Here is a 12,783-nt window from a genome sequence, read left to right as displayed (position 1 = left end):
CGAGCCCCGCGAGCCCGTTTTCGTGTCTGCCCTGCCGAGTTCTCCCTCCGCCTCCGCTCTTGCGCCGGAGCGAATCGCGGCCCGGCTCGGGAGCCGTTCGATCGTTCTGATCGGGATGCCCGGCGCTGGCAAGACCAGCATCGGCCGCCGGTTGGCCGCGCGGCTTGAGCTGCCGTTCGTCGATGCCGACCACGAGATCGAAGCGGCGGCGGGCATGGCGATCCCGGACATTTTCGAGGTACATGGCGAGGCCGCGTTCCGCGACGGCGAGCGCCGGGTGATCAAGCGCCTGTTGGGGCAAGGTCCGCAAATCCTGGCGACCGGCGGCGGCGCCTTCATGGCCGAGGACACCCGAGCCGCGATCGCGGCCATGGGGATCTCGGTCTGGCTGAAGGCCGATCACGAAACGCTGATGGAGCGGGTCCGGCGGCGCACCAATCGGCCGCTGCTCGCCGGCGAGGATCCGGAGGGGGTCATGCGCCGCTTGCTGGAGCAGCGCGAACCGGTTTTCGCATTGGCCGACCTGACCGTGACCTCCTACAACGTTGCGCACGACACGATCGTCGCGAGCCTTTTGCAGGCGCTCGATGGCTATTTAAGCCATGAGACCCCGCCCCCTTCCACGGAGACCCCAAGCTGATGCGCGACATCGGTTCCCGTCTGAGCGTGCCGGTCGCCCTCGGCGAGCGCAGCTACGACATTCTCATCGGTCCCGGCCTCTTGGCCGAAGCCGGCGCGCATCTGGCAGCGCTGGCCCCCGGCGCGCGGGCGATGATCGTTACCGACGAGACCGTTTCGCACCATCATCTGGCCGCGCTTCGGGCCGGCCTGGCCGCCGGCGAGATCTCCGCCGACGCAATCGCCGTGCCCGCGGGCGAGGCGAGCAAGTCCTTTGCGGAACTGCAGCGGGTGGTGGACGCGATCTTGTCCGCCCGGCTGGAGCGCGGAGATCTCGTGGTCGCGCTCGGCGGCGGCGTGGTCGGCGACCTCGCCGGTTTTGCCGCCGGCATCGTCCGGCGCGGGATGGGCTTCGTACAGATCCCGACGACGTTGCTTGCCCAGGTGGATTCCTCCGTCGGCGGCAAGACCGGGATCAATACGCACCATGGCAAGAACCTCGTGGGCGTGTTCTATCAACCCCGCCTGGTGCTGATCGACACCGACCTCTTGTCCACGCTTCCCGAGCGCCACCTGAAGGCAGGGTACGCGGAAGTCGTGAAATACGGCCTGATCGACGATCCCGATTTCTTCGCCTGGCTGGAGACGAATGCGGATGCCGTGTTCGCCGGCGGGCCCGAGCTTGCCCGCGCGATCGAGACGAGCTGCCGTGCCAAGGCGCGCGTCGTGGCCGCCGACGAACGCGAATCGGGAGCCCGCGCACTTCTCAACCTCGGCCACACCTTCGGCCATGCCCTGGAAGCCTCCGTCGGCTACGGCGATGCGCTGATCCATGGCGAGGGGGTTGCGATCGGCATGGCGATGGCCTTCCGGCTGTCGACCGTGCTCGGCATGTGCCCGCCGGAGGATACCATCCGAGTGGAGCACCATCTGGCAAGTGTCGGCTTGCCGACCGATCTGACCGCCCTGCCGGATGCCGCCCGCGACGCAGACCACCTGCTCTCCTTGATGGCGCAGGATAAGAAGGTCCGCCGCGGGGCACTGACCTTCATCCTGACCCACGGCATCGGGCAGGCCTTTATCGCCCATGACGTGGCCCCCGACGTGATTGCCGACTTCCTGGAGGACGAGAGGACGCGATGAGCGCGCTAGAGCTCTGGCTGACGGCAGGGTCGATCCTCGTTCTGCTTGGCCTTTCGGCCTTCTTTTCCGGTTCCGAGACCGCATTGACGGCCGCCTCGCGAGCCCGGATGCATCAGATCGAAAAGTCGGGCGACCGGCGCGCCATCGTGGCCGGGCAACTCATCGAGATCCGGGAACGGCTGATCGGCGCGGTGCTGCTCGGCAACAACTTGGTCAATATCCTCGCCTCCTCGCTGACCACCAGCGCCCTGCTCGCCTTGTTCGGCGACGCCGCCGTCGCCTATGCGACGCTTCTGATGACCGTGCTGGTGGTTGTCTTTTCAGAGGTGCTGCCGAAGACGTGGGCAATCGCCAACCCGGATCGCTTCGCGCTTGCGGTCGCACCGGTGGTGCGCATTGTCGTGGTGGTGTTCGGGCCGGTGACGGCCGGTGTCCAGGTGTTCGTGCGCTGGCTGCTGCGCCGTTTCGGCGTCGACGTGGACGAAAGCACCGGCCTGTCGCCCCATGAAGAAATTCGCGGCACGGTGGACCTGCAGCATCTGCAGGGCGGCCTGCACAAGGCCGAGCGCGACCGGCTGGGCGGGCTGCTCGACCTCGCCGAGCTCGAAGTCTCCGACATCATGAAGCATCGCACCGAGATGCAGATGCTGAATGCCGACGAGCCGGCGGCCCAGATCGTGGATCTGGCACTTGCCAGCCCCTACACCCGCCTGCCGCTCTGGCGCGGCGAACCGGAGAATATCGTCGGCATCCTGCACGCCAAGGACCTGCTGCGCGCGCTCCATGCCGCCGGCGGCAACATCGATGCGCTCGACGTGCTCGCGATCGCCAAGCCGCCGTGGTTCGTGCCGGACACCACCAACGTTCACGACCAGCTCAACGCCTTCTTGAAGCGCAAGGCGCATTTCGCCCTGGTGGTGGACGAGTATGGCGAGGTCATGGGCCTCGTCACGCTGGAGGATATCATCGAGGAGATCGTCGGCGAGATCTCCGATGAGCATGACATCGTCGTCCAGGGCGTTCGCCCGCAGCCCGACGGCACGCTCCTCGTCGATGGCGGGGTGACGATCCGCGATCTCAACCGGGCGCTGGATTGGAACCTCCCCGATGAGGAGGCCACCACCGCCGCCGGCCTCGTCATTCACGAGGCCCGCATGATCCCGGAGGAGAAGCAGGCTTTCACCTTCCATGGCGTGCGCTTCGTGGTGGAGAAGAAGGACCGTAACCGGATCACGCTGCTTCGCGTGCAGCAGGTTCCGGACGCAACGGCCTGAGCAAATCTCAGGAAAAGTGCGCAGCGATTTTCCGGGTAGATTCTTTTTCACTCACGCCAGCCCGCTTCGCTCGCGGCCGCGCGGTCGCGCGCTGGTTCAAGCAAAGCCAGCGAAAGTGGGAACCGGTTTCGCGTCCGGCTTTGCGGGAAGGAAGCAAATCCCAGGGAATGCAGCCCTCTGACACAAAAAACCGGCGGAGATCGCCGGTTCTTCGTCTTGATAGCCTGGAATGCCGGGGAAGTTAGTGCCGGCGAAACGTCCGGCGCTGACCGCCCGACGGGCCGGGCCCTTCGGTCTTGTGGCGGAAGGTGATGCGGCCCTTTTCCAGATCGTAGGGCGTCATCTCGACCGTCACGCGGTCGCCGGCGAGTGTGCGAATGCGGTGCTTCTTCATCCGACCTGCCGAGTAGGCGAGGATCTGATGATCGTTATCCAGCCGCACGCGAAAGTTTCCGTCCGGGAGCACCTCCGTTACGACGCCCTCGAACTCGATGAGGTCTTCCTTGGCCATGCTCTTTCCTTTCCGGTGTCTGTGAAGCGGGCGCGGCGGAGGCCCCGTCGGAGCGGGCGCGCGCCGGGCGCTTCGGTTGCGAGAAACGGGTGTCGCCGGCGCCCGAAGGCTCGCCGGCAGAATGCGGACGCGCGGACTTGCCGCCATGCGGCTTGCCGGTCTTCGCGCCACCGCGACCTTCCGAGGCTCCGGCCTGTGTGCGCTCGCCGCGGAAGCGCTTCATCGGCCGGTTGCCGTCCTCTTCGCCGCCGGCCGTCGCCTCTGCACGCGGGGGACGCTTCGCCCCTTTCTGCGCGCCGGACGGCATGGCCGATCCATTCGCCGGCTTCCCGCGCGGCCGCTTACCCTTGTTGCCAGGACGCGACGATCCGGCGGTTTCACCGCCGACAGCCTCCAGCCCCGCCGGGGCGGCGACGACCGGGACCGACTGCTTGATCAGCCGCTCGATCGCGCGCAGGAGGTTCTTCTCGTCCGGTGCGCACAGGGTGACGGCATTGCCGGTCGCGCCGGCGCGGGCCGTACGGCCGATCCGGTGGACATAAGTCTCCGCCACATGTGGCAGATCGTAATTCACCACATGGCTGATGGCGTCGATGTCGATGCCGCGCGCGGCAATGTCGGTCGCGACCAGCACCCAGATCTCGCCGGAGCGGTAGGCAGCCAGTGTCCGCTCGCGCTGGTTCTGGGACTTGTTGCCGTGGATCGCCTCGGCCGGCACGCCCGCCTTGACCAGGTTCTTCACGACCTTGTCGGCGCCGTGCTTGGTGCGAGTGAAGACCAGCGCCTGACGGACTTCGTCCTTCTTCAGGAGCTCCACCAAAGCCGCGGTCTTGTTGCCGGCATCGACGAACATGACCTCCTGGGCGACCCGGTCGGCGGTCTTGGCAACCGGGGTCACCGCGACCTCGACCGGATCGGTCAGGATCGTGGCGGCAAGGTCGGCGATCGCCGGCGGCATGGTCGCGGAGAAGAACAGGTTCTGTCGCTCTTTCGGCAGCTTCGCCACGATCTGGCGGATCGGCTGAATGAAGCCCATGTCCAGCATCTGGTCGGCTTCGTCGAGCACCAGGATGTCCACGTGCGCCAGCGACAGGGCGCGCTGTTCGACCAGATCCAACAGCCGTCCGGGCGTGGCGACCACGACATCGGCGCCCTTCTCCACCGCCCGGCGCTGACGGCCGATCGGCACGCCGCCGATGACCAGCGCCGTCTTGAGCGGCCCATGGCGGCCATAGGCCTTGAAGCGCTCTTCGATCTGGCCGCACAGCTCACGCGTGGGCGACAGCACCAGAACGCGGCAGCTCTTGGCGCGCAGCGCACCAGTCGAGCCCTGCAGGCGATGCAGGATCGGCAGCGCGAACGCCGCGGTCTTGCCCGTGCCCGTCTGGGCAATGCCGAGCAGGTCGCGGCCGGCCATCACCGGCGGAATCGCCTGGGCCTGGATCGGGGTCGGGGTAATGTGGCGCTCATCGGAAAGCGCGGTGAGGATCGGCCGAGCAAGGCCGAGATCAGTAAATTCGGTCAAGGGTCTCTTTCGTCGAGAGTGCGCGGCACGCGAAAACGCGGCCGCCAGCGAATCGGGACCGACCCCCAGACCGGACTTGGCGCGGGAAGCGGACCTCGATCGCGTTCATGGAGCGAAGCGGCGGGCCATCCGGCCCGAAATACCGCTTCTCGCGAGGCCGTGAGGACCCCGCGTGCCGGGCACTCATCGAATATTTGGGAATAAGCAGCTTCGGAGCATCTCGCTCCGTACACGCGCGCTTGGATGGCTATATGCACCTTGCAGTGCAAAAAAGCAATGGCATGCGCATGCGCCCGATGCATGTCCGCCATCGGATGCCCACACCCCAACCGCTCAAGCCACGTCAGTAAGACAGACTTGGCAGCTTCAGCGCAAGGTCCGGGATCAGCCAGACCGTCAAAAGTCCCAGGAGCTGCAGAAGCACGAAGGGAATGATCCCGCGATAGATCTGCAGCGTGGTGACGTCGGGCGGTGCCGCGCTCTTCACATAGAAGAGGGCCATTCCGACTGGAGGCGTCAGGAAGGAGGTCTGCAGGCAGATCGCGATCAGGATCGCCACCCAAAGTGGATCGAAGCCGAGCGAGACGACTACCGGGACGGTCAACGGCGCGATGATCAGCACGATCTCCATCCAGTCGAGCACGAAGCCGAGCAGAAACACCACCAGGAGCACGACGCCCAGAACCGCCTCCGGCGGCAGCGGCAACCCCTGGATCGCGCCTTCGATGACCTCGTCGCCGCCATAGCCTCTCAGCACCACGGAGAAACAGCTCGCGCCGAAGATGAGCGCGAACAGGAAGGCCGTGGTCTTGCCCGTGCCGTAACTGACATCTTTCAGGGTCTGCCAGTTGAGCTGCCGATCGGCGGCAGCCAGCAGCGTGGCCCCCAGCGCGCCGACGCCCGAGGCCTCCGTGGGCGAGGCAATACCGAGAAAGATCGAGCCGAGCACGGCGCTCATCAGCAGGACCGGCGGGATCAGCGCGCGCAACAATCCCATCGCCGCACCCGCGCCATCTTCGGTCGGATCGACCTTCTGGGGCGGCGCGAGATCCGGGCGGATGGCACACAACACGACGATGTAGATCGCATAGAGGGCCGCAAGCAGCGCGCCCGGCAGGATCGCCGCCATAAAGAGGTCGCCAACCGACAGGCGAAGCTGGTCGCCCATGACGATCAGCATGATCGAGGGCGGCACTAGGATCCCGAGACAGCCGGAGGCCGCCACGGTGCCGAGCCCCAGCGGCATGTTGTAGTTGGCACGCCGCAGCACCGGCAGTGCAACGGTGGCCAGCAGGACGACCGAGGCGCCGATGATGCCGGTGGAGGCGGCGAGCACCAGCCCGATCGCGACCACCGCCAGGCCCAGCCCGCCCGGCAAGCGGCGCATCATCCGCCCCATCGCGACCAGAAGCCGATCGGCCACGCCCGAGCGCTCCAGCATCAGCCCCATGAAGACGAACATCGCCATCGGCACCAGCGAGTAGTTCGCAAGCGTGCCGAAGATGCGGTCGGAAGCAAAGCCGACGAAATTGGTGCCGGCCAGGACCTTGATGCCGAACATCGGCAAAAGGTCCCCCAAAAGGGCGAACAGCACCCCGACGCCGCCGAGTACGAAGGCGACCGGAAAGCCGGCGAACAGCCCGCCCGCGAAGGCCGCGAACATGAGGGCGACGAAAATGACGTCCTGGGTCAACGCGATACCGGCGGGTAGGAGGACGCCGCACCGCGCAGCGTCAGGAGGGCCCGGCAAATCTGGGCGATGCCTTGCAGGCCCAGAAGCACGAAGCCGGCGAACATGCAGAACTTGATGACGTAACGGGCCGGCAGCCCGCTGGGCATCGGCGAGCCTTCGCCGATCGAGAAGGAATAGGCGAAGGTCCCCCACGCGAACCAGGCGATCCCGATCACGAACGGCATCAGCAGGAAGAGGCCGCCGAAAAGCTCCACGACCGCCTTGCGCAGGGGAGAGAATTCCGCGTGGAACAGGTCGACACGGACATGAACGTCATCGCGATAGGCGTAGGCGAGACACCCGAGCACGACGAGTGCGTTCAGATGCCACTGAAGCTCTTCCAGCTCGACGAGCCCGAGCCCAAAGCCGTAGCGCAATACGACGTTCAGGATGATGACGAGCATCAGGATCGGCAGAACGAGCGCGGAAACGCGTCCCACGGGGACCGTGATCCGGTCGATCGCATTCGCGATACCGTAGAGGGCGTCGTTCATGGCGCGTCCTGCCGTTCCCTCAGCCTAACCGACTAGTCCGTGCGGACCTCGACCCAGGCCGCGTTCTTGTCGCGGTAGGCCTGCAGGGAGTCCCAGACGCGCTTGAAGTTCTCGTCCTTCGCCGCCTGCTCCTGCATCACTTCCTCGGTCTTCTCCTGGAAGGCCTCCAAAAGCTCCGGCGAGAACTGGCGGATCTCGACGCCATTTTCCTTGAAGCTCTCAACCGCCTCGGCGTTCTCCGTCATGGTGGAGGTGACGCCCCACAGCATCGTCTCGCGGCAGGTCAGCTCGATCAGCTCGCGCTGGGCGTCGCTCATGGCGTCCCATTTCGCCTTGTTGATGATCAGCTCGTTGATCGCCGCTGGCTGATGCCAGCCCGGCAGATAGTAGTTCTTCGCAACGTCGTCGAAGCCGACGCTGGCATCGATCGCCGGCATGGAGAACTCGGTTCCGTCGATCACGCCACGCTCGAGATTGGGATAGATGTCGCCGCCGGCGAGAAGCACGACCGAAGCGCCCATCTTCTTCATCACCTCACCGGCGAGCCCCGCGAAGCGCAGCTTCATGCCTTCCAGATCGGCTTGGGTCTCGATCGGCTTTTTGTACCAGCCGCCGGCCTCGGAATCCATGAGACCACAGGGAACGGTCACGACGCCCTGCTGGGCGTAGATTTCGCGCCAGATGTCGAGACCGCCGCCATTGTAGATCCAGCCGAGATATTCGAACGCATCCGGTCCGAACGGCACTCCGCCGAAAAGCTGCACGGCCGGGAACTTGCCGGCGACATAGAGCGGGCTGGTGTAGCCGGCATCCAAGGTGCCCCGCTGCACCGCGTCGAAGATCTCCAGCGACGGAACCAGCTTGCCGGCACCATAGAGCTCGATCTCGACATTTCCGGCCGAGGCCGTGTTGATGGCGTCGGCGAAATGCTGGGCGTCGCGTCCGCTGGCGGGCAGGCTGAGCGGCCAGGCGCTCTGCACGTTGAGCGAGACGGCATCCTGGGCCTGTACCGGCGCGCCCATGGCGCCGATGGCCAGCGCCACCGCGACCAGACCGGTCGTCTTCATGCTGCGGAACATGTGTTCTCTCCTCTGTTGCGGGCTGGGCGTCGTCCTGCCGCCGACCCGTTTTGTTCGTCCATCCCGGCGTCCGATCGAAACCGCGCCCCGTGACCTTCAAACCATAATTTAATTTTTGCAAAGGGTATTTTGTCCGGTAAATTTTTGCAATATTCCAACGAAGGATCGACCGGAAAATTGAGGACCCTCGTGGACAGGCAGCCGAGCGACAAACGCGTGGCTTTGGTGACGGGAGCGGCCGGCGGCATCGGCCTTGCCTCCGCCCGCGCCCTTGCCGCCGATGGCTGTCGGATCGCGCTGGCCGACCTCGACCCCGACGGCCTGGAGCAGGCGAAAGCCGCGCTTGCCGATACCGGCGCCGTCGTCGAGACGATTGTCCTAAACGTCGCCGACGAAGCCTCCGTCAAAGCGGGTTTCGCGACCGCCGAAGCCGTGCTCGGCCCGGTCTCCATCCTGGTTCTGTGCGCCGGCATCATGGGCGGCGGCCCCGGCATCTCGTCGGAGTTGGCGGACGTGACATTGGAGCAGTGGGAGCAGGTCAACGCCGTGAATGCGCGCGGCACGTTCCTGTGCATGCGGGAATTTCTGCGCCGGCGGCGCGAAATGCCGGTATCGGACGGCCGCATCATCACGCTGTCCTCCGCCGCCGGCCAGCTCGGCGGCTATCGCGGAGATCCGGCCTATGTCGCCTCGAAGGCGGCCATCCTGGGACTGACCAAGATCGCCGCGCGCCAGTGTGCGGAACAGGGCATCACGGTGAACTGTATCGCCGCCGGGCCGGTGCGGACCGGCATGTTCGAGCGGGCGATGGACCCCGACGCAGTGCCAGGGCTGGCCGCCCGCATCCCACTCGGTCGGGTGGGTTCGGCGGACGATGTGGCGGGCGCCGTGCGCTATCTCGCCGGCGACGCGGCCCGCTGGATCACAGGCGCGACGCTCGACGTCAATGGCGGCTACAGGATGCAGTAGGCGCCATGTCAGGGCTGACGGTTCATAATGAGATCGCCGGACTGATCGTAGATGCCGATCATCACATGCATCTGCATGATCAGATTCGTGAGGTCGTCCGGGGCCGGCGCGACCTGCTGGAACAGCCGCAGCAACACCGCGCGGCGCTGCGCCAAATAGGCCTTTATGATCTCATCGCCCTCGTCGGAGACGGCGTAGGTCATGCTCTTGCGCGAGCGTCCCTGCTTCTCGATCAGGCCAAGCTGGCCGAGCTTCTTCAGCCCGTACTGAATGTTCGTCAGGTCGTCGCGGTGCAGAAGCCGGCCGATCTCCACCAGCCCCTTGGCCGTGCCGTTCATATGGACGGCGTGGAGGATCGACGCTTCGGTGCTGCTGAGCGAAACGTCGGAGACCGAGCCCAGGCAATCGCGTCTCCAGCGCGCGAAAGCAGCACCGAGATGCCAGATCGCATACTCGAATTCTGCCAGCTTGGCTTCGTAGTCGGCGCCTTCGGCCACCTCGGGTCCCTGCTTACTTCCAGATTTCGAACTCTTACTTCCGGCCATCCGGGATACAGCCTTCCAACAACTTCAACGCATCAGGCGAGATGACAGCGGAGCAAGTCGTAACAGAACCGCAAAGTCAATGCGGTGGTGAATGGACCAGCGGTGCAGGCAGCGTGTATGCGCTTCTGAAGGCACAGGCCGCCCGTTATCCGGAGAACGACCTTCTCGTCGTTCCTCAGGCGGTCGCCGACCTTTGGGGGTTGAACAAGCCGGCGGTCAGCTATCAGGACACCTTGCGCCGGGTCAACGCGCTTGCCGCCCGCTATCACGCGGCCGGCTACGGCCCGGGTCACCGGGTGGCGCTCCTGTTGGAAAACCGTCCGGCGCATTTCGTCCATTGGCTCGCGCTCAACGCCGTGGGAGCGAGCGTGGTTCCGGTCAATCCCGACTACACCGCCGACGAGTTGCGCTTCCTGCTGGAGCACAGCGAGAGCGCGCTTTTCGTCCACCTCCCCTCGCGCACGGCCCAGGCGATGGAGGGGGCGGCGGGACTTTCGGTCCCACTCCAGGCGGACGGCACCAGCGAGTTGCCGCGAGCCCCCACGCCCGCCGGCGCAGCGCCGGCCGATCCGGCGCTGGCGGAGTGTGCGCTGATCTACACGTCCGGCACCACCGGCCGCCCCAAAGGCTGCCTCCTGACCAACGACTATTTCCACGGCTGGGCGGACTGGTACTGCGCGCAAGGCGGCTACATTTCGCTGCGCGAGGGCGTGGAGCGGCTGATGACCCCGCTGCCGACCTTCCATGTGAACGCCATGGGCAACTCCTTCATGGGGATGCTCGCCTCCGGCGGCGCGCAGATCATCGTCGATCGCTTTCATCCCCGTTCCTGGTGGGAGATGGCACGCGAAACCGGTGCGACCTGCTTCCACTATCTCGGCGTCATGCCGGCGATCCTGCTCGCGATTCCGCCGGCCGACGACGACAAGAACCATTCCCTGCGCTTCGGCATGGGCGGCGGGGTCCATCCCGACCATCACGCCGCCTTCGAGAAACGCTTCGGCGTACCGCTTCTGGAGGGCTGGGCGATGACGGAGACCGGCGGTGCCGGTATCCTGTGCGCGGCCGAGGAGCCGCGCCATGTCGGCGAGCGCTGCCTGGGCCGACCGGACCGGCCCGGACCGCCGATCGAAATCCGGCTGCTCGACGATGCGGGCCGCGACGTGCTGCCCGGCGCACCGGGCGAACTCGTGCTGCGCGCCCGCGGGAGCGCCCCGAAGCGGCGCTTCTTCTCCGGCTATCTGAAAAACGACGAAGCGACTGCGCAGGTCTGGGCAGGTGGCTGGCTGCACACGGGCGACGTGATGCGGCGCGGCGATGACGGATCGCTGCACTTCGTGGACCGCAAGAAAAACATCATTCGCCGCTCCGGCGAGAATATCGCCGCCGTGGAAGTCGAGGGCGCGATCGCGAGCCACCCCGGCGTGTCCCAGGTGGCGGTGGTCGCGGTGCTCGATCCTTTGCGCGGCGAGGAAGTGCTTGCCGTCGTGGTGCCGACCGCCGGCAAGGGCGACGCCGCACTCGCCGACGCTATTTTCGCCCACTGCGCCGAGCGCCTCGCCTATTACAAACTGCCGGGCTTCGTTGCCTTCCGGCCGTCGCTGCCGACCACCTCCACCCAGAAGGTGCGCAAGACCGACCTTGGCGATGTCGCCGACGCCCCGACCCAGGCGGCCGACTGCTACGACCTGCGCATGCGCAAGCAACACATGCGGAAGGCCGCGCCGTGACACCACGCCGGCTCGGATATGACGGAGTGGTGCTGGCCGCGCCGGTTACCGTTCCCTACGAGCGCTTTTCCACTCGGAGCGCTCACTGGTTCCTCGGGCGGGCGATGCGCGCGCTCGTGGAGAGTTCTGGGCTGGAGAAGCAGGCCATCGACGGACTGTGCGTGACGAGCATGTCGCTTGCCCCCGATACCGCGATCGGCATGGTCGAGCATCTCGGCTTTCAGCCGCGCTGGCTGGACAACGTCACCTTCGGCGGCGCCAGCGGCATGATCGCGCTGCGCCGTGCAGCCCGCGCCGTGCAGGTCGGCGATGCGGAGATCGTGGCCTGTGTGGCCGGCGACACCAACCAGACGGATTCCTTCCGCCGGGGCACGGCCGCCTTCAGCCAGTTCGGACAGGATGCCGTCTACCCGTACGGCTCCGGCGGCCCCAACGCGAGCGTCGCCCTCCTGACCGACAACTATATGCGCACCTATGGCGCGGAGCTCGCCGATTTCGGCCGAATTTGCGTGGCCCAGCGCGCCAACGCGCTCGGCAATCCCCAGGCCCTGTTCTCCAAGCCGCTTACCCTGGAACAATATCTCAAGAGCCCGCTGATCGCCGATCCGATCCGGCTTTACGACTGCGTCATGCCGTGCGCAGGCGCCGAAGCCTTCCTCGTCATGCGCGAAGAGACCGCCCGCGCCGAGGGTCTGCCCTTTGCCCGCCTGGTCGGGGCGATCGAGCGCCACAATGCCTTTCCCGACGATCCGGTCCAGGACCGGGGCGGCTGGATCGTCGACCGCGAGGAGTTGTTCGCACAGGCGGGTGTCACGCCGGAGGCCGTCGACTTCGTGCAGGCCTATGACGACTACCCCGTGATCGTGTTCCTGCAGATCGAGGATCTCGGTTTTTGCGGCAAGGGCGAAGCGAAGGACTTCCTCGCCGGCCACGATCTCACCACCACCGGCAGCTTTCCCATCAACACCTCCGGCGGGCAGCTCTCCGTCGGCCAGGCCGGCGGAGCGGGTGGGTTTCTCGGCATCGTGGAATCGATCCGCCAGCTCACCGGCCAGACCGTCGGCACGCCGGTGCCGGACGCCAAGATCGGGCTTGTCAGCGGGTTCGGCATGATCAACTACGACCGCGGCCTCTCCACGGGCGCGGCACTCTTGGCGGCATGA

General features: G+C 66.2%; 12 protein-coding genes. 6 read left to right on the top strand and 6 right to left on the bottom strand.

Annotated elements, in window-relative coordinates; genetic code table 11:
• The first annotated feature begins 31 nt into the window (after nt 1–31).
• Genes HNS03_RS15710 through HNS03_RS15700 form a run of 3 tightly spaced genes read left to right on the top strand, consistent with a single transcriptional unit; the run spans nt 32 to nt 3,035 of the window.
• A complete protein-coding gene (locus HNS03_RS15710) occupies nt 32–640 on the top strand; it encodes a shikimate kinase (RefSeq protein ID WP_367196603.1) in 609 nt (202 codons plus the stop codon).
• The gene (aroB, locus tag HNS03_RS15705) at nt 640–1,761 is read left to right on the top strand and encodes a 3-dehydroquinate synthase (protein ID WP_367196570.1); all 1,122 of its coding nucleotides are present in this window, start codon (nt 640–642) and stop codon (nt 1,759–1,761) included. The genes HNS03_RS15710 and aroB overlap by 1 nt, the downstream gene beginning before the upstream one ends.
• Nucleotides 1,758–3,035, top strand: a complete 1,278-nt coding sequence (locus HNS03_RS15700) for an HlyC/CorC family transporter (protein ID WP_367196569.1) — start codon at nt 1,758–1,760, stop codon at nt 3,033–3,035. Before aroB ends, HNS03_RS15700 begins: the two co-directional genes overlap by 4 nt.
• Before the next feature lie 241 nt (nt 3,036–3,276).
• Here the strand turns inward: HNS03_RS15700 and infA are convergent, their stop codons facing one another.
• The 5 genes from infA to HNS03_RS15675 form a co-directional block, all read right to left on the bottom strand.
• Entirely contained in the window at nt 3,277–3,546 is a 270-nt protein-coding gene (infA, locus tag HNS03_RS15695; RefSeq protein WP_306883942.1) for a translation initiation factor IF-1, read from the bottom strand.
• Nucleotides 3,464–5,071 (bottom strand): DEAD/DEAH box helicase, encoded by a 1,608-nt coding sequence (locus HNS03_RS15690; protein ID WP_367196568.1) that lies wholly within the window; start codon nt 5,069–5,071, stop codon nt 3,464–3,466. Before HNS03_RS15690 ends, infA begins: the two co-directional genes overlap by 83 nt.
• 343 nt (nt 5,072–5,414) lie before the next feature.
• A complete protein-coding gene (locus HNS03_RS15685; protein WP_367196566.1) occupies nt 5,415–6,764 on the bottom strand; it encodes a TRAP transporter large permease subunit in 1,350 nt (449 codons plus the stop codon).
• On the bottom strand, nt 6,761–7,297 hold the full coding sequence (locus HNS03_RS15680; RefSeq protein ID WP_367196564.1) for a TRAP transporter small permease subunit: 537 nt from the start codon (nt 7,295–7,297) through the stop codon (nt 6,761–6,763). Before HNS03_RS15680 ends, HNS03_RS15685 begins: the two co-directional genes overlap by 4 nt.
• Nucleotides 7,298–7,329: 32 nt before the next feature.
• Nucleotides 7,330–8,376: a TRAP transporter substrate-binding protein gene (locus HNS03_RS15675; RefSeq protein WP_367196563.1), complete on the bottom strand. Its 1,047-nt coding sequence runs from the start codon at nt 8,374–8,376 to the stop codon at nt 7,330–7,332.
• A 216-nt stretch (nt 8,377–8,592) separates the two neighbouring features.
• Here HNS03_RS15675 and HNS03_RS15670 point away from each other — a divergent pair, with 216 nt between their 5' ends.
• Nucleotides 8,593–9,345 (top strand): SDR family NAD(P)-dependent oxidoreductase, encoded by a 753-nt coding sequence (locus tag HNS03_RS15670; RefSeq protein ID WP_367196561.1) that lies wholly within the window; start codon nt 8,593–8,595, stop codon nt 9,343–9,345.
• A gap of 8 nt (nt 9,346–9,353) precedes the next feature.
• Here HNS03_RS15670 and HNS03_RS15665 read toward each other — a convergent pair whose 3' ends face one another.
• The gene (locus HNS03_RS15665) at nt 9,354–9,842 is read right to left on the bottom strand and encodes a winged helix DNA-binding protein (protein WP_367196560.1); all 489 of its coding nucleotides are present in this window, start codon (nt 9,840–9,842) and stop codon (nt 9,354–9,356) included.
• A gap of 161 nt (nt 9,843–10,003) precedes the next feature.
• Between HNS03_RS15665 and HNS03_RS15660 the strand changes: the two genes are divergently transcribed.
• Together HNS03_RS15660 and HNS03_RS15655 are read left to right on the top strand one after the other, a co-directional pair.
• Nucleotides 10,004–11,620, top strand: a complete 1,617-nt coding sequence (locus HNS03_RS15660; RefSeq protein ID WP_367196559.1) for an AMP-binding protein — start codon at nt 10,004–10,006, stop codon at nt 11,618–11,620.
• Nucleotides 11,617–12,783: a thiolase family protein gene (locus tag HNS03_RS15655; protein WP_367196557.1), complete on the top strand. Its 1,167-nt coding sequence runs from the start codon at nt 11,617–11,619 to the stop codon at nt 12,781–12,783. The genes HNS03_RS15660 and HNS03_RS15655 overlap by 4 nt, the downstream gene beginning before the upstream one ends.

This window comes from Amorphus sp. 3PC139-8 (assembly GCF_040750475.1).
In the GTDB taxonomy this organism is placed as follows: Bacteria; Pseudomonadota; Alphaproteobacteria; order Rhizobiales; family Amorphaceae; genus Amorphus.
Note: the sequence above shows the minus strand (reverse complement) of the source record. Positions and strands in the feature narration are given on the sequence as shown.